The sequence below is a fragment of the Streptomyces sp. NPDC087420 genome (assembly GCF_044744165.1).
In the GTDB taxonomy this organism is placed as follows: domain Bacteria; phylum Actinomycetota; class Actinomycetes; order Streptomycetales; family Streptomycetaceae; genus Streptomyces.
The window spans coordinates 100532-122707 of sequence record NZ_JBIUXU010000017.1 but is presented as its reverse complement, the minus strand read 5'-3'; the positions used below and the strand labels follow the sequence as shown (position 1 = coordinate 122707).

Annotated in this window: 20 protein-coding genes; 12 read left to right on the top strand and 8 right to left on the bottom strand. The window is 72.1% G+C overall.

Features of this window, described 5'->3' with window-relative positions; genetic code table 11:
• The first annotated feature begins 100 nt into the window (after nucleotides 1–100).
• Nucleotides 101–2143 carry a GTP-binding protein gene (locus tag ACIO1C_RS31550; protein WP_401869958.1) on the top strand — a complete coding sequence of 681 codons (2043 nt, stop codon included), beginning with the start codon at nucleotides 101–103 and terminating at the stop codon, nucleotides 2141–2143.
• Nucleotides 2144–2155: 12 nt separating this feature from the next.
• On the opposite strand, the gene ACIO1C_RS31545 is transcribed toward ACIO1C_RS31550, so the two are convergent.
• On the bottom strand, nucleotides 2156–3112 hold the full coding sequence (locus tag ACIO1C_RS31545) for an SDR family NAD(P)-dependent oxidoreductase (protein WP_401869955.1): 957 nt from the start codon (nucleotides 3110–3112) through the stop codon (nucleotides 2156–2158).
• 327 nt (nucleotides 3113–3439) lie between these two features.
• Here ACIO1C_RS31545 and ACIO1C_RS31540 point away from each other — a divergent pair, with 327 nt between their 5' ends.
• Genes ACIO1C_RS31540 through ACIO1C_RS31515 form a run of 6 tightly spaced genes read left to right on the top strand, consistent with a single transcriptional unit; the run spans nucleotide 3440 to nucleotide 8921 of the window.
• Complete coding sequence (locus ACIO1C_RS31540; protein WP_401869952.1) at nucleotides 3440–4810, top strand: ATP-binding protein; 1371 nt, start codon at nucleotides 3440–3442, stop codon at nucleotides 4808–4810.
• Nucleotides 4811–4813: 3 nt separating this feature from the next.
• Nucleotides 4814–5230, top strand: a complete 417-nt coding sequence (locus ACIO1C_RS31535; protein WP_401869949.1) for a roadblock/LC7 domain-containing protein — start codon at nucleotides 4814–4816, stop codon at nucleotides 5228–5230.
• Complete coding sequence (locus tag ACIO1C_RS31530) at nucleotides 5227–5592, top strand: DUF742 domain-containing protein (RefSeq protein ID WP_327235900.1); 366 nt, start codon at nucleotides 5227–5229, stop codon at nucleotides 5590–5592. Before ACIO1C_RS31535 ends, ACIO1C_RS31530 begins: the two co-directional genes overlap by 4 nt.
• Nucleotides 5573–6175: an ATP/GTP-binding protein gene (locus tag ACIO1C_RS31525; protein ID WP_161309036.1), complete on the top strand. Its 603-nt coding sequence runs from the start codon at nucleotides 5573–5575 to the stop codon at nucleotides 6173–6175. Before ACIO1C_RS31530 ends, ACIO1C_RS31525 begins: the two co-directional genes overlap by 20 nt.
• Nucleotides 6172–7647, top strand: coding sequence for a cytochrome P450 (locus ACIO1C_RS31520; protein ID WP_401869946.1), 1476 nt, complete (start codon nucleotides 6172–6174; stop codon nucleotides 7645–7647). The genes ACIO1C_RS31525 and ACIO1C_RS31520 overlap by 4 nt, the downstream gene beginning before the upstream one ends.
• On the top strand, nucleotides 7647–8921 hold the full coding sequence (locus tag ACIO1C_RS31515; RefSeq protein WP_401869944.1) for a cytochrome P450: 1275 nt from the start codon (nucleotides 7647–7649) through the stop codon (nucleotides 8919–8921). The genes ACIO1C_RS31520 and ACIO1C_RS31515 overlap by 1 nt, the downstream gene beginning before the upstream one ends.
• Before the next feature lie 55 nt (nucleotides 8922–8976).
• On the opposite strand, the gene ACIO1C_RS31510 is transcribed toward ACIO1C_RS31515, so the two are convergent.
• The 4 genes from ACIO1C_RS31510 to ACIO1C_RS31495 form a co-directional block, all read right to left on the bottom strand.
• The gene (locus ACIO1C_RS31510) at nucleotides 8977–9765 is read right to left on the bottom strand and encodes a L,D-transpeptidase family protein (protein WP_401869941.1); all 789 of its coding nucleotides are present in this window, start codon (nucleotides 9763–9765) and stop codon (nucleotides 8977–8979) included.
• Nucleotides 9766–9844: 79 nt separating this feature from the next.
• On the bottom strand, nucleotides 9845–10771 hold the full coding sequence (locus ACIO1C_RS31505) for a hypothetical protein (protein WP_401869938.1): 927 nt from the start codon (nucleotides 10769–10771) through the stop codon (nucleotides 9845–9847).
• Nucleotides 10768–11310 (bottom strand): SigE family RNA polymerase sigma factor, encoded by a 543-nt coding sequence (locus tag ACIO1C_RS31500; RefSeq protein WP_401869936.1) that lies wholly within the window; start codon nucleotides 11308–11310, stop codon nucleotides 10768–10770. Before ACIO1C_RS31500 ends, ACIO1C_RS31505 begins: the two co-directional genes overlap by 4 nt.
• Before the next feature lie 116 nt (nucleotides 11311–11426).
• Nucleotides 11427–12611, bottom strand: a complete 1185-nt coding sequence (locus ACIO1C_RS31495) for an MFS transporter (protein WP_401869933.1) — start codon at nucleotides 12609–12611, stop codon at nucleotides 11427–11429.
• Between the two features lie 77 nt (nucleotides 12612–12688).
• On the opposite strand from ACIO1C_RS31495, the gene ACIO1C_RS31490 reads away from it, so the two are divergent.
• On the top strand, nucleotides 12689–13084 hold the full coding sequence (locus tag ACIO1C_RS31490) for a MerR family transcriptional regulator (RefSeq protein ID WP_401869930.1): 396 nt from the start codon (nucleotides 12689–12691) through the stop codon (nucleotides 13082–13084).
• 18 nt (nucleotides 13085–13102) lie between these two features.
• On the opposite strand, the gene ACIO1C_RS31485 is transcribed toward ACIO1C_RS31490, so the two are convergent.
• The gene (locus ACIO1C_RS31485; protein ID WP_401869927.1) at nucleotides 13103–13468 is read right to left on the bottom strand and encodes a VOC family protein; all 366 of its coding nucleotides are present in this window, start codon (nucleotides 13466–13468) and stop codon (nucleotides 13103–13105) included.
• A 78-nt stretch (nucleotides 13469–13546) separates the two neighbouring features.
• Between ACIO1C_RS31485 and ACIO1C_RS31480 the strand changes: the two genes are divergently transcribed.
• Nucleotides 13547–14509 (top strand): MerR family transcriptional regulator, encoded by a 963-nt coding sequence (locus tag ACIO1C_RS31480; RefSeq protein WP_401869924.1) that lies wholly within the window; start codon nucleotides 13547–13549, stop codon nucleotides 14507–14509.
• Nucleotides 14510–14608: 99 nt separating this feature from the next.
• Here ACIO1C_RS31480 and ACIO1C_RS31475 read toward each other — a convergent pair whose 3' ends face one another.
• Nucleotides 14609–15493: a helix-turn-helix domain-containing protein gene (locus ACIO1C_RS31475; RefSeq protein ID WP_401869921.1), complete on the bottom strand. Its 885-nt coding sequence runs from the start codon at nucleotides 15491–15493 to the stop codon at nucleotides 14609–14611.
• 101 nt (nucleotides 15494–15594) lie between these two features.
• On the opposite strand from ACIO1C_RS31475, the gene ACIO1C_RS31470 reads away from it, so the two are divergent.
• The 3 genes from ACIO1C_RS31470 (at nucleotide 15595) to helR (ending at nucleotide 21522) form a co-directional block, all read left to right on the top strand.
• On the top strand, nucleotides 15595–16287 hold the full coding sequence (locus ACIO1C_RS31470; protein ID WP_401869919.1) for an SDR family oxidoreductase: 693 nt from the start codon (nucleotides 15595–15597) through the stop codon (nucleotides 16285–16287).
• 109 nt (nucleotides 16288–16396) lie between these two features.
• The gene (locus ACIO1C_RS31465) at nucleotides 16397–18976 is read left to right on the top strand and encodes a SpoIIE family protein phosphatase (RefSeq protein ID WP_401869916.1); all 2580 of its coding nucleotides are present in this window, start codon (nucleotides 16397–16399) and stop codon (nucleotides 18974–18976) included.
• A gap of 344 nt (nucleotides 18977–19320) precedes the next feature.
• Nucleotides 19321–21522 (top strand): RNA polymerase recycling motor ATPase HelR, encoded by a 2202-nt coding sequence (gene helR, locus ACIO1C_RS31460; protein ID WP_401869913.1) that lies wholly within the window; start codon nucleotides 19321–19323, stop codon nucleotides 21520–21522.
• 15 nt (nucleotides 21523–21537) lie between these two features.
• On the opposite strand, the gene ACIO1C_RS31455 is transcribed toward helR, so the two are convergent.
• Nucleotides 21538–22140, bottom strand: coding sequence for a putative immunity protein (locus ACIO1C_RS31455; RefSeq protein ID WP_401869910.1), 603 nt, complete (start codon nucleotides 22138–22140; stop codon nucleotides 21538–21540).
• Nucleotides 22141–22176 lie beyond the last annotated feature (36 nt).

The following is a 22176-nucleotide window of genomic DNA, read 5'->3' as shown; positions in this document are numbered from 1 at the left end:
AATCCCGTCGACAGCGAGTCGACCCAGGAGATGGTTATGCGCGGATCGTCGGAGTCCCACACCACGGTAATTTCTGTCTACCTGGAGGACCTGACGCTCTGTGAGTACGCTGAACCTGGGAATTCTGGCGCACGTCGACGCCGGTAAGACAAGCCTGACCGAGCGGCTGCTGCACACCGCCGGTGTCATCGACGAGATCGGCAGTGTCGACGACGGCAGCACGCAGACCGATTCCCTGGCGCTCGAACGCCAACGCGGCATCACGATCAAGTCCGCCGTCGTCTCGTTCGCCGTCGATGACGTCACCGTCAATCTGATCGACACCCCCGGCCACCCGGATTTCATCGCCGAGGTGGAGCGGGTGCTGAGCGTGCTCGACGGCGCGGTGCTGGTCGTATCGGCCGTCGAGGGGGTGCAGGCGCAGACGCGTGTCCTGAGGCGGACGCTGCGGCGGCTCCGTATCCCCACGCTTGTCTTCGTCAACAAGATCGACCGCCGGGGCGCGGGGTACGAGGGTGTCCTGCGCGCCCTCGCCGGGAAGCTGACCCCGGCGATCGTCCCGATGGGCACGGCGAGCGGCCTCGGCACGCGCGCCTCCGCCTTTCTTCCGTACGGGCCCGGCGACGCGGCCTTCACGGACCGGCTGGCCGATGTGATCGCCGACCACGACGACGCCTTCCTCGCCGCGTACGTGGACGAGGAGGCGGCGATCTCGTACGGGCGGCTCCGCGACGGACTCGCGGCGCAGGTCAGACGGGGTCTGGTACATCCGGTGTACTTCGGCTCCGCCGTCGACGGCGCCGGTGTGGAGGCGCTGACCGCCGGCATCAGGGAGCTGTTGCCGCCCGCCGGCGGCGATCCGGACGGCCCGGTCGCGGGCACGGTCTTCAAGGTCGAGCGGGGGCCCGCCGGGGAGAAGATCGCGTACGTCCGCCTCTTCTCCGGGACGGTGCGCGTGCGCGACCGGCTGCGTTTCGGGCGGGCCGGCCGGCCGGTCGGCGGCGCGGCGGAGGAGGGCAAGGTCACCGCGATCAGTGTGTTCGACCAGGGCGCGGCCGAACGCCGCGACGAGGTGGTCGCGGGTCGGATCGGGAAGCTCTGGGGGCTCGGGGAGGTCCGGATCGGCGACTCGGTCGGGGACCCGGACGATGACCTCGGCCCCGGTTCACGCTCCGCCGCCGATCACTTCTTCGCACCGCCCGCACTGGAATCCGTCGTCGTGCCCACCCGCCCCGCCGACAAAGGCGCGTTGCACCTCGCGCTCGGCCAACTCGCCGAGCAGGATCCGCTGATCGACCTGCGGCAGGACGACGTACGCCAGGAAGTGCTTGTCTCGCTCTACGGGGAGGTGCAGAAAGAAGTCATTCAAGCCACGCTCGCGAACGACTTCGGTATTGATGTCGCGTTCCGCGAGACGACGACCGTCTGTATCGAACGGCCCCTCGGCACGGGCGAGGCGGTCGAGGTCAAGGGAAAGGAGATCAACCCCTTTCTCGCCACCATCGGACTGCGCGTGGATCCCGCGCCGGTCAATTCCGGGGTGGAATTCCGGCTGGAGATCGAGCTGGGATCCCTGCCGTTCTCCTTCATCAGGGCGATCGAGGAGACCGTCCACGACACCCTGCGGCAGGGCCTGTACGGATGGCAGGTCACCGACTGCGTGGTCACCCTGACCAGGTCGGGCTACTCCCCGCGCCAGAGCCACGCCCACGCCGTCTTCGACAAGAGCATGTCGAGCACGTCGGGGGACTTCCGGAACCTGACGCCCCTGGTGCTGGTAGCCGCGCTGCGGAAGTCGGGGTGCGGGGTGTACGAGCCGATGCACCGCTTCGAACTCGAGATCCCCGCCGACGCGTTCGGGCCGGTCCTGCCCGTACTGACCCGCCTCGGGGCCGTACCGTACGCGCCGGAGACGCGGGGCCCGGTGTGCCTGCTGTCGGGGGCGATCCCGGCGGCCCGGGTCCACGAGCTGGAGCAGCGGCTGCCCACCCTCACGCACGGCGAGGGGGTGCTGGAGTGCGCCTTCGACCACTACCGGCCGGTCCAGGGGGCGATCCCGGTACGGTCGCGGGCGGACCACAACCCGCTCGACCGCAAGGAGTACCTGCTGAAGGTCGTACGGCGCGCGGGCGGGAGCCATTAGGGGGACGGGGGGTTACGACGCCCGCGACGCCCGCGACGACTCGATCATGTCCAGCGACACCTGCCACAGCCGCGCCGCCGCCTCCGGATCGAGCGCGTGGTCCGCGACCCCGCCGGGCGGAGTCCCCGGTACGTAGCGCACGGCCTCGTTGCAGTCTTCGAAGTACCGGCCGCCCACCCCCTCGACCAGCGGCGAGGTCGCGACCAGGACGGCGGTGGCCGCGCCCTGCTGCGGGGTCTTGAACGCGCCTTCCGCGGCCACCGCCGCGTCGAGGTCCTCCTTGCGCATGTGCCGGGTCAGGTTCGACAGGATCGGGCCGGGGTGCGCCGCGTTGACGGTGATGCCGTCCCCGGCCCACCGCCGGTTCGCCTCGACCGCGAACAGGACGACGGCCGACTTGGACTGCGCGTACGCGACCGCCGGGTCGTACGGCCGGGTACGGAAGTGGATGTCGTCGAAGTCCACCCCGGCCCGTACGTGCCCGCGCGAGCTGAGCGCGACGACCCGCGCCCGGTCTCCCGCCGCGAGCGCCGGGTGCAGCCCGGTGGCGAGGGCGAAGTGGCCGAGGTGGTTGGTGGCGAACTGCGTCTCCCACCCCTCCGGTGTACGCCATTCGGGTGTCATCATCACGCCCGCGTTGTTGACGAGGATGTCCAGCGGGCCGCGCCAGGCGGCGACGAAGGCCGCCACCGAGCCCTGGTCGGCGAGGTCGAGCGGGGCGACGGCGAGGTGCTTGTTGCCGGTGGTCGACGCGATGTCCCCGGCGGTCCGCTCACCGGCCGTGACGTCCCGTACCGCCAGGGTCACCTCGGCGCCCGCCCCGGCCAGGGCGCGGGCGGTCTCGACGCCGATGCCGGAGGACGCGCCGGTCACGATCGCGCGCCGGCCGGTCAGGTCGGTGCCGGCGACCACCTCGGCCGCCGTGGACTCCGCGTCGAACGGGGTGGTGATGCGTGCGGGCTCGGTCATGGTGCTGCCTCTCTGCTGCCGCGGGTGCCGTACCTCCCGTGCTCCCGGGAGGTACGCACCTCCAGCGAACCACCGGCGGGGCCCTTCGGCAGGGCGGTACGGGGCCCGCTTCCGCCGGGGGTCGGGCGGGCCGGGGGTCAGCCCCGCCGGGGGTCCGGCAGTACCCCTTTCGCGGGGCGGGACACCGTACGGAGATGCCTCGCCCGACGAGATATCTGACGCTCTGTGAGGTGACGGACACTCAAGTGGACTGTCCGGAAGGGAAGATGACTCGAACGCCTGCCGCTCGCGCTTCATGCGCGACACAGTGATCGGTAGTATCCGCCTGTGACTCCCTCCCCACAGGACCCGCTTTTCTGGGCGCTGATACTCGCCGTCGTCCTGGCCGGATCCGGGGTGCTGATCCGCCGGTACCGCAGAGCCGCACGGGGCGCCGAAGAACGGATCCGGGCCCTCCACCGCGAGATCGACATCCGGGACGCCGAGGCCAGACACCTGGCCCACACGCGCGTGCCGACGCTGCTCCGGGGCATCTGGCAGGGGCGCGACACCGACGAGGTGCCCGCCGCGCTCCACCCGGCCCTGGCCGCAACCCCGTTCCTCGCCACGCACGAGGCGGTGCTCCAGCAGTTCCGCGAGGTGACCACCCAGGCCACCGGACGCGCCGAGGACGGCGCCAAGGCCGCCGTGTCCACGGTCACCCGCTCCATGCAGGGGCTGCTGAACGACACGACCAACGCGATCGACGCGATGCTGCGCCGGCACCACGACCCGGCCGTCCTGGCCGACGCCAACGACATCGACCACGCGAGCAGCCAACTCGTGCGCCGCGCCCAGGCCGTGAACGTCCTGACCGGCTCCTGGCCAGGACGCCAGCGCCGGGACTCGCCGCTGCTGGACGTCGTCCGGGGCGGGGTGTCGAAGATCCGTGACTACGACCGGGTCAAGATCACCGGTGAGCCCGCCTACGGTGTGGTCAGCGGCGCGGTCGAGCCCGTCGTGCTGGCGATCGCCGAGCTGCTCGACAACGCGGCCCGCCACTCCGAGCCCGGCTCCGACGTCCAGGTCTGGTTCGTCCAGGCCCACAACGGGGTCAGCGTGATGATCGACGACTCGGGCGTCGGCCTCAAGCCGGAGGCGAAGGAGGCGGCGGCCCGGATGCTGACCGGTGAGGAGGAGGTCCGGCTGACCCAGCTGGGCAGCCGGCCCAAGTTCGGCTTCCCCGTGGTGGGGGTCCTCGCGAAGCGGTACGGGTTCCGGGTCGCCGTCGACCAGGAGTCCATCTACGGCGGCGTACGTGCCGGGCTCTTCCTGCCGTCGGCCCTGCTGGTCACGGTGGACACCGAGGAGCCGCGGGCGCAGCCGCACGGCCGGGCTGCCGAGGAGCGGGGGGCGGAGTCCACCGAGAAGGCCACCGACAAGGCCACCGAGAAGACCGCAGAGAAGCCTGCCGAGAGGCCCGCCGAGAAGCCCGACGCGCCCGAGCGGGCGGACACCGCCGACGACGCCGACGAGCTTCTCCTGCGTCCCGACGGGCTCCCGCAGCGCCGTCGCCGTACCACCGCACGCGCCCTCCCCGAGGAACGCTCCGTGCCCGCACCCCCCGTCCGCACCAGCCGCAACGTCGGGGCCTTCGCCCGGGGCGTCCGCAACGCACAAGACCGCCGTACTTCGGAATCAGAACGAGAGGACGACTGACCCATGACGAACTCAGTTTCCAAGGTGGGTGACCTCGGCTGGATTCTGGACGAGCTGCTCAGGACCCCCCACACGCTCCGCGCGATCCTGCTGTCCTCCGACGGTCTGATGTCCGCCTCCTCCGAGGGGGTCGAGCGCGACATGGCCGACCGGATGGCGGCCGCCGTCTCCGGCATGCAGGCACTCAGCCGTGAGGCGGCCGAATTCGCCGACTGCGAGGGGGCGTGGGAGATGACCATGATCCAGTACCGGGGCGGCTACCTTTTCGCCATGGCCGCCGGGGACGGCTCCTACCTGGCGCTCTCCGCCGACGGGGACGCGGACGTCGAGAACGTGTCGTACGCGATGGAGGAGACGGTCGACCGGCTCGGCCAGCAATTGGGCATCGCCTCGCGGGTCGTCACAGGCGCCGGCTCGTGACCCCGCCGGCCCGGCAGGGCCGGGGCAGCGGCCTGGTGCGCCCGTACGTCGTCACGGGAGGCCGGTCCGCGCCCAGCCGCAACACGTTCGACGCGGTCACCCTCGTCATGATCCTCCAGAGCGACCTGTCCCGCGCCGAACTCACCCCGGAGCAGCGCGCGGTGCTCAACCTCTGTGGTCAGGGCGCCCTTTCGGTGGCCGAGATCGCGAGCCATCTGGAACTGCCGCTGAGTGTGCTGCGTATCGTGCTCGCCGACCTGATGGAGAGCGGTCACATCACCACACGGTCGACGATCCTGACGGCGAGGACGCTCGACCGAGACATCCTGGAGGCGGTCCTTGCTGGACTCCAAGCGCTTTGAATCCGCCGCCGGCACCCATCTGCGCGGCGACGAGACGGCCGTCAAGATCCTGGTCGCGGGCCATTTCGGGGTCGGCAAGACGACGTACGTGAAAACGTTGTCGGCCATCCGCCCCCTGCTCACCGAGGAGTTGATGACCACCGCGAGCGAGGGCACCGACGACCTCAGCGGGGTGCCGGGCAAGACCACGACGACGGTCGCGATGGACTTCGGGCGGCTCTCGCTCAGCGACGACCTGGTGCTGTACCTGTTCGGGGCACCCGGGCAGGAACGCTTCTGGTCCGTCGTGGCGGACCTGTCGCGCGGCGCCCTCGGCGCGCTCGTGCTGGCCGACACGCGCAAGCTCGGCGACAGCTACCCGGTCCTGGGGCTGATGGAGGACCTCGGCCTGCCGTACGCGGTCGTGGTCAATCTCTTCGACGGCGCGCCCACGTACGAACTCCCGCAGCTCCGGGACGCGATGGACCTCGCGCCGGAGACCCCGCTGGTGATCTGTGACGCCCGCGACCACGCGAGCGCCAAGAACGCGCTCGTCGAACTGGTCACCCACCTCCTCACCCTGACCCCGGAGCCCGCACGATGACCACGCCCGTCACCCCGGACTCCGCCGCGCCCGCCGCCCCGGACGCGCCCGCCACCACGTCCGCGCCCGCGACCCCGCCCGCGCCCGCGACCCCGCCCGCGCCCGCGACCCCGCCCGCGTCCGCGATCCTGTCCGCGCCCGTGCCCACCGCTCCGGACTCCCTCGCGCCCGGGGACTCCCCCAGCTCCGTCCCGGCCCAAGTCCCCTCCGGCGGCTGCCCGTTCTCCGCGCGGGCCTCGGCCGGCGCGCTCGGTGAACTCCCGCGCATCCACGGGCCGGAGTTCACCGCCGACCCGCACGCCACGTACGACAAGCTCCGCGCGCAGGGCCCGATCGTGCCGATCGAGATCGCCGACGGGATGTACGGCTACCTCACCACCACGTACCGCGCCGCGCTCCACCTCCTGCGCAACACCCCCGACAAGTTCGCGAAGGACCCCCGTCACTGGGTGGCGCTGCGGACCGGGCAGGTCCCTCCCGGCACCCCCTCCGCGTCCATGATGGAGCCCCGCGACAATGCGCTGTGGATGGACGGCATGCCGCACACCCGGCTGCGCAAGTCCATCACCGACACCCTGGACCTGATCGACACCCACGCGCTGGTGGCGACGGTGAGCCGGATCGCCGACACCCTCATCGACGCGATGGCGCGGCGCCCGGAGTTCGACCTCGTGGCCGACTTCTCCGACCCGCTGCCGATGCAGGTGCTCATCGAGCTGTTCGGCTGCCCGCCCGATCTCGGCCGCAGGATCATCGAAGCGATCGGCCGGCTCTTCGACGCCGGGGCGGACGCGGCGGAGGCCAGTGCCGAGGTCGCCACGGCCTGTCTGGAACTGACCCGCCTCAAGCGCGCCGAGCCCGGCAGCGACGCCACCTCCTGGCTGATCGCCCACCCGGCCCAGCTGACCGACGTCGAGATGATCCAGCAGATCCTCCTCGTCGTCGGCGCCGCCACCACCCCCAGCTCGAACCTCATCGCCAACGCCCTGCTGCTGATGATCGACGACGAGCGGTTCAGCGGCAGTGTGTACGAAGGGGTCCACTCGGTCTCCGAGGCGATGGACCAGGTGCTCTGGGAGGACCCGCCCCTCGCCAACTACTCACCGCTGTACGCGCGCAGGGCGGAGACGTACGAAGGGGTACGGCTGGAGCCCGGCGTGCCGATCCTGGTGAGCTTCGCCGCCGCCAACTCCGACCCCGCGCTGAACCACGCCACCCACCGGCGGGCCGGCAATCGCGCGCACCTGGCGTTCAGCGCCGGTGTCCACGGCTGCCCGGCGCCCGACCTGGCGGGCATCATCACCGAGACCGCGGTCGAGCGTGTCCTCGACCGGCTGCCGGACCTCAGGCTGGCCTGCGACCGCAAGGACCTGACCCGCAGGCCCGGCACCTTCCACTCCGGCTGGACCGCCCTACCGGTGGTCCACACCGCCGTGGTTCCCCTCTCCGCACCAGACCCTGGAGTGCATTGATGGACGCCCAGCCCACCCCCGGCCCCACCCCCGCCGCCGGCTGCCCCTTCCGCATCGACCCCGCCGCGTCGGACATCCACGCCGAGGCCGCCGCGCTCCGCGCCGGCGGCCCCGCCGTCCAGGTGGAGCTGCCCGGCGGGGTGGTGGCGTGGTCGGTCACCGAGACCGCGCTGGCGAAGCGGCTCCTCACCGACGACCGGGTGTCCAAGGACGCGCACCAGCACTGGCCGGCATACATCCGCGGGGAGATATCCGAGGGGTGGCCGCTGCGTCTGTGGGTGGACGTACGCAACGCCCTGACCGCGTACGGCGACGAGCACACCCGGCTGCGCCGGCTCATCGGCCCGGCCTTCAGCGCCCGCCGGGTCCGCGCGCTCACGCCCGCGATCGAGGGCATCGTCGCGGAGCTGCTGGACGAGCTGGAAGCGTTGCCCGCGGGCCCGGAGGGGTACGTCGACCTGCGCGCCCGGTTCGCCTGGGTGCTGCCGCTCCGGGTGGTCAACACGCTCCTCGGGGTGCCGGAGGAGATGCACGAGGCGTTCCGCACCACGATGGGCGGCCTGTTCGCCACCGACCGCACCCCGGAGGAGGCCGTCGCGGGAGTGGTCGCGGCGTACGAGCAGATGGCGGCCCTCGTCGCCGTCAAGCAGCTCCATCCGGGGGAGGACGTCACCAGCGACCTCGTCAACGCGAAGGACGACGAGACGGGGACGGGCCTGGCCCAACAGGAGCTGCTCGACACGCTGTTGCTCCTGATCGGCGCCGGCCACGAGACGACCGTCAATCTCCTCGACCACGCGATCGCCGATCTCCTCGACAACCCCGGGCAGTTGGCGAGCGCGAAGGACGGCCGGGTCCCCTGGGGCGACGTGGTGGAGGAGTCGCTCCGCCACCAGGCGCCCCTCGCGAGCATGCTGATGCGGTTCGCCGTCACGGACATCGAGGACGAGGAGAGCGGTCTGACGTTCCGTCAGAACGAGCCGATCGTCATGAACTACGGGGCCATGGGCCGCGATCCGGCGGTGCACGGGGACGACGCGGAGAGCTTTGACGTCACCCGTACCACCCGCAAGGAACACCTCGCCTTCGGCTACGGCGTGCACTACTGCCTCGGGGCGGAACTGGCCCGCGTGGAGGCGAAGATCGCGCTGTCCGCGCTGTTCGACCGCTTCCCGGACCTGACCCTCGCCGTCCCGGCCGCCGAGCTGCGCCCGCAGGAGTCGTTCATCTCCAACGGCCACCGCGAGCTGCCGGTCCACCTCACGGGGCGGTGAGCCACCTCACGGGGCGGTGAGCCCGCGGTGGTTCCCGGGCTCGGTCCGTGGGGCCTCAGCGTGCCAGGGAGGTGGCGTCGCCCATGACCACCACGGGGTGCCGGGCCGGATCGAGGGTGCGCAGCAGCTTCTTCATGTGCGCCTCGGAGAGGCTGACGCAGCCGTGGGTCGGGCCGCCGTGGTCGACGTGGAACCAGATGCCGCCCCCCTTCGAACCGCCCAGGGGCCGCGTCCAGTCGAGCGGGGTGAGGCCCGGCCGCCGGTTGTAGTTGATCGCGACGACGTAGTCGAAGGAGCCCGCGAGCGGTTCGCCCTCGAAGCCGGTCCCGCCGATGGTGAAGGCGCCGGAGCGGTCGTACGGGAGCTTCGTGCCCGGGTCCTTGAGCCGGCCGCCCGCGTCGGTGAGGCCGAACACCCCGACCGGCGAACGCAGGTCGCCGGCGTGGTGGTTGCCGGTCCAGCCGCGCAGGGCGTTGTGCGCGGCCCAGGGGGCGCCGGCCCGCCAGCCGGCCGGGGTGCGCTCGTAGACCACGACGTCCGAGCGCGGCGAGTCCTTGCCCGCGCCGGTGACCACCACGACCTGCCCGGCGTTCGGCGGCACGTCGGCCAGGGTCCTGGGGCCGAGTCCGGGCAGCTGGCGGGGGAGTGCCTCGGCGGTGGGCGTGGGGGCGGCGGGGGACCCCGGGGCGTTCTTGGCGGCGGTTGTGGCGGGCGGCGGGGCCGGCTGATCCCGCGCCCCGGCGACGCCACCGCAACCGGTCACGGCGGCGAGGGTGAGGGCGGTGACGGCGGTGAGGGCGAGGACGTGGAGGCCGGGGTGTACGCGGGGACGTGGGGCGGGCATGGGTGGGAGCTACCTTTCGCGGCCGGTGGGTCGGCAGGCAGATGGGGAGATGAGGGGGAGGCAAGGGGAGCGCGGTCGGTCAGCCGGCCTGACCGTCCGGGGAGCGCGTGGAGCCGGTCGTGTGGACGACTGCCGTGGTCAGGATCTTCTCGACGACGAGGACCGTTGACGCCGACGCGTTCTTGAGGCAGACGAACGCGTCCACCGCGACCGGCTTGTTGTGGTCGGTGGTGCGCGCGATGCCCCAGCCGGGCAACTCCAGGTCGCCGCCGAGCAACTGGCAGCTCTTGCCGGCCTGGACGGGCTTGCCGAGGTTGAACGTCTTCTTCCCGGAGGGGGCGTGCGGCTTGTCCGTCTCCTGGAAGGCGATCACCACCCCGTCCTCCCGGAGCGGGGACACCGGCGCGCACGCGAACACACCGGTGACCAGGGCCGGACAGGTGTCCCGCGCCACCACGGGCTGATTGGTGACGAAGTCGGCGGCCGACGGCGCCTTGGGCCGCACGCTCCCGGAGTTCCACCCGGCGGACAGACTCAGTTTCAGTCCGAGGTCGGGGAATCCGGTGAGCGACGTGCCGGAGGCGGACGTGGGCGACGACGTGGGGGCGTGTGTGGGGGGCCGGGTCGTCGGGCTGTCGGACGCCGAAGGGCCGCCGCGCAGGGACGACCCGAGGGGAGCGGGCGGGGCGGCGGTCTCGTCGGGGGCGAACGGGCGCAGGAACGTGACGAGTACGGCCACCGCGGCGACACCCGTCACGGCCGCTCCCAGCGCGGCACGGCGCTGCCGTCGGCGCACCACACGCCGGCGCACCTGGCCCATGCGCCCGGCGGGCGCGCCGAGGTGCGGGGTGGCGCGCTCCAGGAGGACCCGCAGTTCGTGTTCTTCGTGTTCTTCGTGTTCTTCGTGTTCTTCGTGTTCTTCGTGTTCTTCGTGTTCTCGGTCGGGTACGGGGGAAGTCGCGTCGCGGTCGGCGGAGCCGTACCCCTCAGAGCGTCGGCGCGTCACCGGTCACCACTCTCGGCCGGGGCCGGGGAAGGTGCCCGTACCGAAGCGGGGGAAGGCATCGGCGCCGCCAACCGCCCCCGCAGCACGCGCATCGCCTTGGCGGCCTGGCTCTTGACCGTGCCGGGCCGGCAGTCCAGCACCTTCGCCGTCTCCTCGACGCTCAGATCCTCGAAGTACCGCAGCACGATCACCGCCCGCTGCCGCGCGGGCAGCCGCCGTACCGCCAGGGCCAGCGAGTGCTCCAGGTCGACCGCCGCGAAGACGTCGGCCGCCGTCACGTCCGGCAGGTCGTCGTGCGGCACCTCGCTCCGCCAGCGTCGTTGGCGCCAGGACGCGGAGGTGTTGACCAGGGCCTTCCGTACGTACGCCTCCGGGTTCTCGTCCGCGATACGGGGCCACTTCGGCCACACCTTGGCCAGGACCGTCTGCAACAGGTCCTCCGCCAGATGCGCGTCGCCCGTCAGCAACCAGGCGACGCGCAGCAGCCGGGGCCCACGCGCGGTGACGAACTCCTCGAAGTCCCGCGTCGATCCCGTCACCGCCCGGTCCTCGCCCTCGCACCTCTGTCCATGACTGTTCCTTCACATCCTGGTCAACCGGGTGGGGGAGCGGTCCGGTTGCCCAGGGAGATCCAGGTCACAGAGGGGCGCCCGCCTCAGCCCGTACGTATACGACGCCCCGCCGCCGGAAAACCGTGCGCGCGGGCCCCGGCCACCACGACCAGCACCGGCAGCAGGAGGACCAGGACGCTCCAGGGGAAGGACCCGGAGCCGAGGCGGTCGAGGAGGACGCCGCCGACGACCCCGCCGCCCGCCATGGCCGCGTTCCACAGGGTGACGAGCATGGCCTGCGCCGCGTCCGCCTCGTCGCCGCCCGCGTCGCCCACCGCCGTCTGGAGGAGCGTCGGCGCGCCGCCCCAGCCGAGGCCCCACAGCGTCACGGCCGCGTAGACGGCGGCGGGGCTGTCGGCGGTCACCGCCAGGACGGTGGCCGCGACGGCGAACAGGACCGTGGAGGCGAGGGTCAGCGCCCGCAGCCGCCGGTGGATGTGGACGCCCACGATCCAGATGCTCACGAGGGAGGCGGCTCCGAAGACCAGGAGCACCAGGTCGGTGGAGCCGCCCATGCCGAGCCGGTCGAGGAACGTGGCGATGTAGGTGTAGAGGACGGTGTGGGCCAGGACGAAGACCAGCGTGACGAACAGGACCGGTGCCACCCCGGGCACGGCGAGGGTCCGCAGGACGGGCGTCCGGCCCTCCCGCCGCTGCCCCGGCCGGTCGGGGACGGTGACGGCGATCCAGCCGAGCAGGACGACGGCCAGCACCGTCATCACCGAGAACGTCACCCGCCACCCGACCGCGTCGCCGAGGAAGGTCCCGGCGGGGACGCCCAGGGACAGCGCGACCGGGATGCCGGTCATGACGATCGCGATCGCCCGGCCCTGGAGGTGGGCGGGCGCGAGGCGGCGCGCGTACCCGGCGAGCAGCGCCCAGGCGAGTCCGGCGGCCACCCCGGCGACAAAGCGGGCGGCCATCGTCAGGGGGTAGTTGGCCGAGACCGCGGTGACGGTGTTGGCGACGGCGAACCCGGCCATCGCCGCCAGCAGCAGCCGCTTGCGCCGCCATCCGGCGGTGGCGGCGGAGAGCGGGATCGCGGTGGCGGCGGTGCCGAGCGCGTAGATGGTGACGGACTGCCCCATGGCGGACTCGCCGACGCCGAGGTCCGTACTCATGGCGGGCAGGAGGCCCGCGGGCAGGGTCTCGGTCAGGCTGGTGATGAAGACGGCGGTGGCCAGGGCGAGGAGAGCGGGCAGCGGGAGGCGCGCGGTGGTGTGGGGCATGCTGCGTATGCTCGAACCCTCACATTGATGTGAGGGTCAACGAGAACGCGAACGCGACGAGATGTGAGGCCGATCACGTGCGTATCGGAGAGCTTTCTGAACGCACCGGCACCCCGCGCCGGTTGCTGCGGTACTACGAGGAACAGGGACTCATCGTCGCCGGTCGCTCCCCGAACGGCTATCGCGCGTACGACGCGTACAACGTGGACCGGGTCATGCAGATCAGAGGCCTGCTCGACGCGGGCCTGCCGACCCGGATCATCAAGCAGATCCTCCCGTGCCTGGACAAGCCCCGGGTCATCCACTTCCCGGACGCCACCCCGGAGATGCTGGCCACTCTGGAACGCGAACGGGACCGGATGACGGCCCGCATCACCTGCCTGACCCGCAACAGGGACGCGGTGGCGGAGTACTTGGCGGAGGTACGGGGCAACGCGGCGCCGACGACGGACGCCGCCTCCGCCCAGGCGTGAGTCCTACCTACTCGCTGCCTACTCGCTCGCTTGCTGGCGCCGGTGGCCGAGGACGCAGAATTCGTTTCCTTCCGGATCCGCCAGGACGACCCACGACTGATCACCCTGACCGATGTCGACCCGCCGCGCGCCGTGAGCGACCAGACGAGCGACTTCGGCGTCCTGGTCGTCGGGCCGGAAGTCGAGATGCAGCCGGCTCTTGGACTCCTTGGCCTCCTCGATCCGGACGAAGTCGATCCCCGGGACGCGATCGGGCGCCGGGCGGATCTCGAACTCGTCGTCGGAGGTGTACACCACGACCCAGCCGAGAGCGTCGGCCCACCACTGCCCCAGGGCCGCCGGATCCACCGAGTGAACGATGACTTGTTCCCATTCCAAGGTCATCCGCAGAGCTTAGACCGGCCGGGGTTTTGGCGACCAGGGGATTGTTTCTCCCGTAGGGGGAGGTGTGAAGGTGGGGGAATGGACGGCGGCGCGCTCCACTCGATCGGTGAACTGGCCCGGCGGACCGGGCTCACGGTCAAGACCATCCGGTTCTACTCCGATCGCGGGATCGTGGCGCCCGCACGACGCAGCCCCGCCGGCCACCGCTTGTACGGCACCGACGCCGTCGCACGTCTGGCCCTCGTACGGACCCTGCGGGATCTGGGTGTGGACCTTCCCACGATCCGGAAGGTCCTGGAGCGTGAACTCTCGCTGCCCGAGGTCGCCGCCGCGCACGCGGAGGCGCTGGCGGTGCGGATCCGCGTCCTGCGGCTGCGGCGCGCGGTGCTGACGGCGGTGGCCGAACGCGGCACCACCCCTGAGGAGTTGGATCTGATGCACCAGTTGGCCACACTGTCCGAGGACGAACGACGGCGGCTCATCGGCGAGTTCCTCGCGGCGGTCTTCGGCAGTGCTGACACCGGCCCCGGCGCCGGGCCCGTGTTCGCCGCGGCCGCGCGCTCGATGACCCCCGAACTACCCGGCAGCCCGAGTACGGAACAGCTACGGGCCTGGGTGGAGTTGGCCGAGCTGTCCCAGGACGAGGGCTTTCGCTCCTGCCTGCGGCGGCTGGCCGAGGACCACGTGGCGGAGTGCGCGGGGAGGGCCACCACGCTTCCCCGGCCGGACCTCGTCGCCACCGTCCGGGACCGGGTCCGCCCGGCCCTCGCGGCGGCCCTCGACGCCGCCTCGCCGCAGGCCGACCCCGTCGTGGCCGCGCTCACGGCCCACTACGCACGCGCCCTCGGCCGCCCCGACGACGCCGTCCTCCGGGAACGGATGCTGACTCGCCTGGAGCGCGTGAACGACCCCCGGCGGGAGCGGTACGGCAGGCTGGTCGCCGTGATCAACGGCTGGCCGGCACCGGAGAGTCTTGCCCCCGCGCTCGACTGGTCGATCACGGCCTTGCGCGCCCGGCGCGAGGGGGTGGGAGCCCACTGACGCGTGCGTTTCGGTACGGGGGGCGGCGACCCGCTCGTATCCGCTCCGTGAATCCCGCCGCCCCCGCCGCCCCCGCCCCCGCTACCCCCGCTACCCCCGCTACCCCACAAGCTTCTGGGTGCCGAGAACCGCCAGCAGTGCCAGCCGGTCCGCGTCCTCCGTGCCCGGTTCCGCCGTGTAGATCATGAGGCGCAGGTCGCTGCCCGCCACGGTCAGTACGTCGCAGTCCAGCGTCACGGGACCCACGTCCGGGTGGTCGACGGTCTTGCGCGCGGCCTCGTGGCGGCCGACGACCCCCGTGTCCCACAGCTCGGCGAACCGGTCACTCTGCGCGCGCAACTCCGCGACCAGCCGCCGCAGTTGCCGGTCGGCCGGATACCGCCCCGCCGTCGCGCGCAGGTCCGCGACCAGCGCCGCCTCGAACGTCCGCCGCGCCTCCGGCGTGTGCCGGACGCGGCTGCCGGGGCCGACCAGGTTGCGCCACACACCATTGCGTTCGTGGCCACGCCACCCGGACGGATCGCCCATCAGCGCCGCGTAGAGCGGGTTCGCGAGGAGCAGCGTCCAGGCCGCGTCGTACACCCCGACGGGACTGCCGACCAGCCGGTCCAGCAGGCGCTGGACGCTCGGGGTGATGTACGCGGGGACGGTGTCGGGCCCGGACGGTACGAGCCCGGCCATCCGGAACAGGTACGCGCGCTCCTCCGCCGCCAGCCGCAGCGCCCGGGCCAGGGCCTCGACGACCTGCGCGGACGGGTTGGTGGCCCGGCCCTGTTCGAGGCGGGTGACGTAGTCGACGGAGATCCCGGCCAGCAGGGCCAGCTCCTCGCGGCGGAGCCCGGCCGCGCGCCGGTGGCCGCCGGCGGGCAGCCCGGCGGTCTCGGGCGCGACGCGGTCGCGCCAGCGCCGTACCGCCTGCCCGAATTCGGTCGCGGCCGTGCCGCTCGCCGCCGCTCCACCGCCCGTCCCGCCCTTACTGGTCATGCCACCAGTGAACCGCGTCCGCCGCGGATCTGCCTGGCACCAGCAGTCCCAGGAAGACGGGACTCCTGGTTGTCCTCGCCACCGCCGCGGAGTCTGGAGTCATGACTACGACACTGATCACAGGAGCTAACAAGGGGCTGGGTTTTGAAACAGCCCGCCGACTCGTCGAAGCAGGTCACACCGTCTACCTGGGCAGCCGGGACGCCGAAAGGGGCCGCCGGGCGGCCGAGCGGCTGGGCGCGCGGCTCGTCCTCCTCGACACCACCGACGACGCCTCCGTCGAGGCCGCGGCGAAGACCGTCGAGGCCGACGGCGGCCTCGACGTGCTGATCAACAACGCGGGGATCGAAGGGACCGTGATAGGCGCCGAGGACTCGACCGCCGACAACCTGCGGCCGCTGTTCGAGACGAACGTCTTCGGCACGGTACGTGTCACCCACGCGTTCCTGCCGCTGCTCAGGCGCTCCACCGCCCCGGTGGTGGTGAACGTCAGCAGTTCCCTCGGGTCCACGACCCTGGTCGCCATGCCGGACACGCCGACGTACGGATACCCGGGCGTCGCCTACCCGGCCTCGAAGGCGGCCGTCAACATGATCACCGTGCAGTACGCCAAGGCGTTCCCGGACATCCGGATCAACGCCGTGGAGCCGGGCTTCACCGCGACCGACCTGAACGGCCACCGCGGCACGCAGACCGTGGAGGAGGGCGCCGAGATCATCGTCCGGATGGCACGGATCGGCGCCGACGGCCCGACCGGCGGCTACTTCGACGCGGCGGGGTCCTTGCCCTGGTAGGCGGGGTCTTTCCGCTGGTGGAGGGCGTGACCGCGTGCCGGTCCCTGGCAAGATGCGGCCCCTGGATGTCGCATTAGCATGGATTGTCAGGGGCCGGAGGTGACAGTGCATGCCCAGCGGTGATGTGTTCGTGCTCATCGACGAGGGCGGCCGGGTGGTCGAGTGGGGGCGCCCCGCCGAGGAACTGTTCGGCTGGTCCGCCGAACAGGCCGTCGGCCGGTCCGTGGCCTCGCTCCTCGGTGAGGTCGCCGCCGACGGCGGGGGGCGGCGCGAGACGTTCTCGGACGCGGCCACGGTGGTGGTCAGGCCGCTGCTGCGCGGAACTGACATTCTGTGGCAGGTACTTGCGGCGGGGGAGACCCTGTCGGGGCGGGACGTGGCGATCCTGAAGGCCATGTTCAGCCGGTCCCCGGTGGGGGTGCACGTCCTCGACGAACGGCTGCGGGTGGTCCGTACGAGCATGGAACGCCCGCCGGAGGAGCGCCCGCCGGAGGGACGCCCGCCGGAGGAAGGTCGGCCGAGCGAATACCCCTCGGTGAAGGGCCTGTTGGGCGAGCACCTCACCGAACTGTACGAACGCCTCTACGGACTTGAGGACCCCGAGGAAGAAGCCGCCGTGGCGCGCGGAGTCCTGAAGAGCGGAAAGCCGGTGGTGAACCGGCTGGTCCGGGGCACGGAGGAGTGCGACGAGGCACCGGCCGAGGGGCCCGGGGGGCCCGCGCGCCGGAGCCGTACCCACTCCGTCTCCTACTTCCGCCTGGAGGACTCCCGCGGCGACGTCCTCGGCCTGGTGGCCTGCGAGGCCGACGTCACCGAGCGGGAGAATGCGCGCAACCGCCGGGACGTCCTGGACGTGGCCCGCACCCAAGTGGGGCCCCGGCGCAGCATCCGCGAGGTCTGCGAGGATCTGGCGGAGGCGGTGGTGCCGAATTTCGCGGGCCTCGCCGCGGTCGAGGTGGTGGAAGACGTGGTCCGCGGGGAGGAACCTCCGCCGGTGCCGGTCCACGAGAACGTGCCCCTGCGCAGGATGGCCGTACGAGGCCCCATTCCCGGGGATCAAGGCATCCCCGGGCATCAGGGCGGATCGGGACCGGAGCCGCCGGTGGCTTCCGAGCCTCCCGCGGGATCCGCGTACTACCCCGTCGGAGACGTACGGCCCCTGCCCACCGGCACCCCCTTCTCGCGCGTCCTGTCCGACCTCCGGCCGCACCTGGTGCAGATCGGCGAGGACAGCGCGTGGCCGGCCGCGGACCCGGCCCGGGCCGAGGTCGTCCGGCGGACCGGCGCCCACTCCCTCATCGTGGCACCGCTCGTGTTGTACGGCCGGGCGCTGGGTGTGGTCAGTTTCTACCGCCTCCCGGGTGAGGACCCCTTCGACGAGGAGGACGCCGAAGTGGCGGCCACCGTGTGCGCGCACGCCGCGCTCTGCGTCGACAACGCCGGCCGGTACATGCGGGAGTGGATGGTCGCGCTGACCGTCCAGCGCAGGCTTCTTCCCCAACCACCCACCACACAGGGCACGGTGGACCTCTCCCACCTGCATCTTCCCGACCCGGAGGGCGGTGGCGCGTGGTTCGACGCGATCGCCCTGCCCGGCGCGCGGACCGCGCTGATCGTGGGCGAGGTGGTGGGGCGGGGCATCACCGCGGCGAGCGCGGTGGGACTGCTCAGGACGGCCGTCCACACCCTCGCCGCCCTGGACCTGCGCCCCGACGAGCTGCTGGCCCGCCTGAACGACACGGCCGTCCGGCTCGCGGCCGCGCCCCAGGCGATACCGACGGCGCACACCACGGCGCCTCCCGTACACACCGCGTCACCCGCCACGCACACTGCGACGCCCCCGGCGGATTCACCGAAGGACGAGCCCCCCACCGCCCCCACCCCCCTCACCGCCGGTTGCGCCGTCGCGATCTACGACCCGGTCGACCTGACCTGCACCCTGGCCCGCGCCGGCTTTCCCGAGCCGGTGGTGGTCCTCCCCGACGGAAGCTCGGAGAGCCTGGCCGTACCACCGGGCCCCCTGCTCGCCGGGACGGACAACGCCCCCTTCCCCGCGACCACCGTCAGCCTCCCCGAGGGAAGCACCCTGGCGATGGGCACGGCCGCGCTCGCGGACGACGTCCTGGCGCCGTCCGGCCCCAGCCGCCCGCTCCTGGACGCCGCCGCGACCAGAGCGCTGCCGGAGGTGTGCGGCGACCTCGCGTACGCACTCACTAGGAACGGCCACCGGGGGACCGGCGAAGCCCTGATGCTGCTGGCCCGTACGAAGGCGCTGCCCGAGGATTGCGTACTGACCCGGGACCTCCCCGCCGAGCCCGAGGCCGCCCCGATCGCCCGCGCGGCGGCCCGCCGGCAGCTGGACGCCTGGGGGGTGGACGAGGAGACGGCGTTCACCACGGAGCTGGTCGTCAGCGAGCTGGTCGGCAACGCGATCCGCTACGGCGCCCCGCCCCTGCGGCTGCGCCTGATCCGCGAACGGATGCTGACCTGCGAGGTCAGCGACGGCGCGGCGAGCGCACCCCACGTGAAACACGCCCGCACCGTGGACGAGACGGGCAGGGGGCTGTTCATCATCGCGAACCTCGCGGAACAGTGGGGCACCCGCTTCCAGGACGAGGGGAAGACGGTCTGGGCGCAGTGCACGGGCAGAGCGAGCGACACGAATCCCGGGGCGCCGCTGACGAGCTGATGACGGCCTGATGATGGACTGACGCGGGTGATGCGGGCCGATGACGGGCTGATGACGGGCCGGATCCGCAGGATTTCTTCCGCCGGGATTTCGCCGAGGGGGGAGCGGAAAAGGGAGCACTCACCTCTTTCCACTCTTAACCTATAGCGCATGGGGGGCCTTGCGGCAAGACCCCGGTCATGCCGCAGAATCGTCGGCCGAGGCCAGATCGATCCCACCCCGCCGCTCATGCCCGCGCGAGGCACCACGAGGCATCCGGGGGATCATCGCCTCAGATCAGACCACCAGGGAACGCCACGCCGGTCCCGGCGCCCGGCCGCCAGCGGCCCCACATCGGAGTTGAAGTGAACAACCCCCCGACCGACCAACCCGACAACCCTTCGTCCACCCCCTCGCCCCCCAGCGCCTTCAACCTCCCCGACCGTCTGTCCGCCAAGGCCGACCCCGCACTGATCGCCACCGACGAACAGCACTTCGCGGCCATCGCGGAAAGCCTCGACCAGTCGATCGCCGAGCTGTCCGGCCTCCTCGACGCCGAGCTGAAATCGCCCGGCGGCGTCGGCCGGCACGCGATGGACCGGGACACGGAGGTCCACCGGCTGACCGCCCGCCTGCGCGCCCTGCGCCGCTTCGGCCTGGACCTGTGCCTCGGACGCATGGTCGGTACGGACGACCCCGAGCCCGTGTACGTAGGACGGCTCGGCCTCACCGACAGCACCGGGCGCCGGCTGCTCCTCGACTGGCGCTCCCCCGCCGCCGAGCCGTTCTTCGGCGCCACCCACGCCAACCCGATGGGCCTGGCCAGCCGCCGCAGGTACCGCTGGACCCGGGGCCGGATCGGCGACTACTGGGACGAGGTGTTCACGTCGGACGGGTTCGCCGGGCACGCCGCGCTCGACGACCAGTCCGCCTTCATCGCCAGCCTGGGCAGCAACCGCTCCCCCCGGATGCGGGACGTGCTCGGCACCATCCAGGCCGACCAGGACGCCATCATCCGCGCGGGATCGCGCGGCGCCCTGGTGGTGGACGGCGGTCCTGGTACGGGGAAGACCGTCGTCGCCCTGCACCGCTCCGCGTACCTCCTCTACTCCGACCCCCGCCTCGGTCACCGCCGGGGCGGCGTCCTCTTCGTCGGCCCGCACCAGCCGTACCTCGGGTACGTCGCCGACGTCCTCCCCAGCCTCGGGGAGGAGGGCGTACAGACCTGCACCCTCCGGGACCTCGTCGCCGAGGGAGCCGCGGCGGCGGTCGAGGCCGACCCGGCCGTGGCCCGCCTGAAGTCGTCGGCGGACCTGGTGAAGGGGATCGAGACGGCTGTCCGGTTCTACGAGGACCCGCCCACCCGGGGCATGACGGTCACGACCCACTGGTCCGACATCCACCTGAGCGCCGACGACTGGGCCGCCGCGTTCGAGGCGGCCGAACCCGGCACTCCGCACAACGACGCCCGCGACCAGATCTGGGAGGAACTGCTCACGATCCTGGTCGACAAGCACGACGACGAGGCGTCGGCCGTCCCGCTCCGCAAGTCCCTGCCGCAGAACAGGGAGCTGCGCACCGCCTTTAACCGCGCGTGGCCGCTGCTCGAAGCGACCGACCTGGTCGGCGACCTGTGGACCGTACCCGCCTATCTGCGCAAGTGCGCTCCCTGGCTGAGCCGCGACGACGTACAGCTGCTGCAACGCGAGGACCCGCAGGCCTGGACGGTGTCCGACCTGCCGTTCCTGGACGCGGCGCGGCAGCGGCTCGGTGACCCGAAGGAGTCGCTGCGCCAGCGCCGGCACAAGGCGGCCGTCGCCGCGGAACGCGAGCACATGGCCAAGGTGGTCGACACCCTGCTCGCCGCCGACGACGACGGGGAGGGGGCGGTGACGATGCTGTACGGGAAGGACATGCAGGACGCCCTGATCGACGAGAACACCCCGTCCAGCAACACACCGGCGAGCGCCGAACCGGACGTGCTCGCCGGGCCGTTCGCGCATGTGGTCGTGGACGAGGCGCAGGAACTCACCGACGCGGAATGGCAGATGCTGCTCCTGCGGTGCCCGTCCCGGAGTTTCACCATCGTCGGGGACCGCGCGCAGGCCAGGCACGGGTTCACGGAGTCGTGGCAGGAACGGCTGGCGCGGGTCGGGCTCGACCGGATCAAGCTGGCCTCGCTGAGCATCAACTACCGTACGCCGGAAGAGATCATGGCGGAGGCCGAGCCGGTCATCAGGGCCGTACTCCCGGATGCCAACGTGCCGACGTCCATCCGCAGCAGCGACCTTCCCGTGGTCCACGGACCCGCCTCCGACCGGGACGAGATCCTGGACCGCTGGCTCGCCGCACACGACGACGGGATCGCGTGTGTGATCGGCGATCCGACCTTCCGTACGACGTCCCGGGTGCGGTCGCTGACTCCTGAGCTGTCGAAGGGGCTTGAGTTCGACCTGGTCGTGCTTGTCGATCCGGAGGAGTTCGGGCGGGGGATCGAGGGGGCGGTGGACCGCTATGTGGCGATGACGCGGGCGACGCAGCAGTTGGTGATTCTCACCAGCGCGTGAGGGGCATGGGGCCTGTCAGGGACGGAGAGCGGCGCGGAGAGCGGTGTCCAGGTCGCGCAGGAGCTCTCCGACCCGCCCGCCTCCGGGAGGGGCGGAGGGCAGTCGGCGGAGCACGGCGGTGACGGCGGTGGGCGCGTGCAGGCGCGCCCACTCCAGGGTCTCGGTGGTGACACGCGGGCGGTCGGCGGAGGCCGATCCACCTGCCAACTCCTGCGCCGATTCCTCCGCCAACTCCTCCGCCAATTCCTCCGCCCGCGCCGCGTGCGCCGCCGCACCAAGAATGTGCTTCACCTGATGCGCGCTCGCCTTCGGATGGAGGTACGCGGCGGCCGCCGCATGGCTCGCCGCCCGTGCCGCGTCGGCCGCGGCGGGTACGGCGGCCTCCTGCGCCGCTCTGTACGCCGCCCACGCGCGCTGCCGCAGCGCGCCCGTACGCCGGTCGCCGCCCGCGAAGGCGTATGCCGCGTCGATGGCGTCGCGCGGGCGCGTATCGGCGGGAAGGTTCGGAAGGTTCCGCTCGAAGAGCGGCAGCACGCGGCGCGCGCACGCGGCCGCGTAGCCGGCGATGTCGCGGAGTTCGTCGTCGCTCAGCTCGATCGTGTCTGACTCGCTCGGCATGACCTCATCGTGCCGCAGGCGGCCAATCAGCGACAA

What these genes read in the sequence shown, in the direction of transcription:
- ACIO1C_RS31545 (WP_401869955.1), bottom strand. Translation starts at nt 3,112, where the DNA reads ATGACCGAGCCCGCACGCATCACCACCCCGTTCGACGCGGAGTCCACG.
- ACIO1C_RS31535 (WP_401869949.1), top strand. Translation starts at nt 4,814, where the DNA reads ATGACGAACTCAGTTTCCAAGGTGGGTGACCTCGGCTGGATTCTGGAC.
- ACIO1C_RS31520 (WP_401869946.1), top strand. Translation starts at nt 6,172, where the DNA reads ATGACCACGCCCGTCACCCCGGACTCCGCCGCGCCCGCCGCCCCGGAC.
- ACIO1C_RS31515 (WP_401869944.1), top strand. Translation starts at nt 7,647, where the DNA reads ATGGACGCCCAGCCCACCCCCGGCCCCACCCCCGCCGCCGGCTGCCCC.
- ACIO1C_RS31510 (WP_401869941.1), bottom strand. Translation starts at nt 9,765, where the DNA reads ATGCCCGCCCCACGTCCCCGCGTACACCCCGGCCTCCACGTCCTCGCC.
- ACIO1C_RS31495 (WP_401869933.1), bottom strand. Translation starts at nt 12,611, where the DNA reads ATGCCCCACACCACCGCGCGCCTCCCGCTGCCCGCTCTCCTCGCCCTG.
- ACIO1C_RS31485 (WP_401869927.1), bottom strand. Translation starts at nt 13,468, where the DNA reads ATGACCTTGGAATGGGAACAAGTCATCGTTCACTCGGTGGATCCGGCG.
- ACIO1C_RS31480 (WP_401869924.1), top strand. Translation starts at nt 13,547, where the DNA reads ATGGACGGCGGCGCGCTCCACTCGATCGGTGAACTGGCCCGGCGGACC.
- ACIO1C_RS31475 (WP_401869921.1), bottom strand. Translation starts at nt 15,493, where the DNA reads ATGACCAGTAAGGGCGGGACGGGCGGTGGAGCGGCGGCGAGCGGCACG.
- ACIO1C_RS31470 (WP_401869919.1), top strand. Translation starts at nt 15,595, where the DNA reads ATGACTACGACACTGATCACAGGAGCTAACAAGGGGCTGGGTTTTGAA.
- ACIO1C_RS31465 (WP_401869916.1), top strand. Translation starts at nt 16,397, where the DNA reads ATGCCCAGCGGTGATGTGTTCGTGCTCATCGACGAGGGCGGCCGGGTG.
- ACIO1C_RS31455 (WP_401869910.1), bottom strand. Translation starts at nt 22,140, where the DNA reads ATGCCGAGCGAGTCAGACACGATCGAGCTGAGCGACGACGAACTCCGC.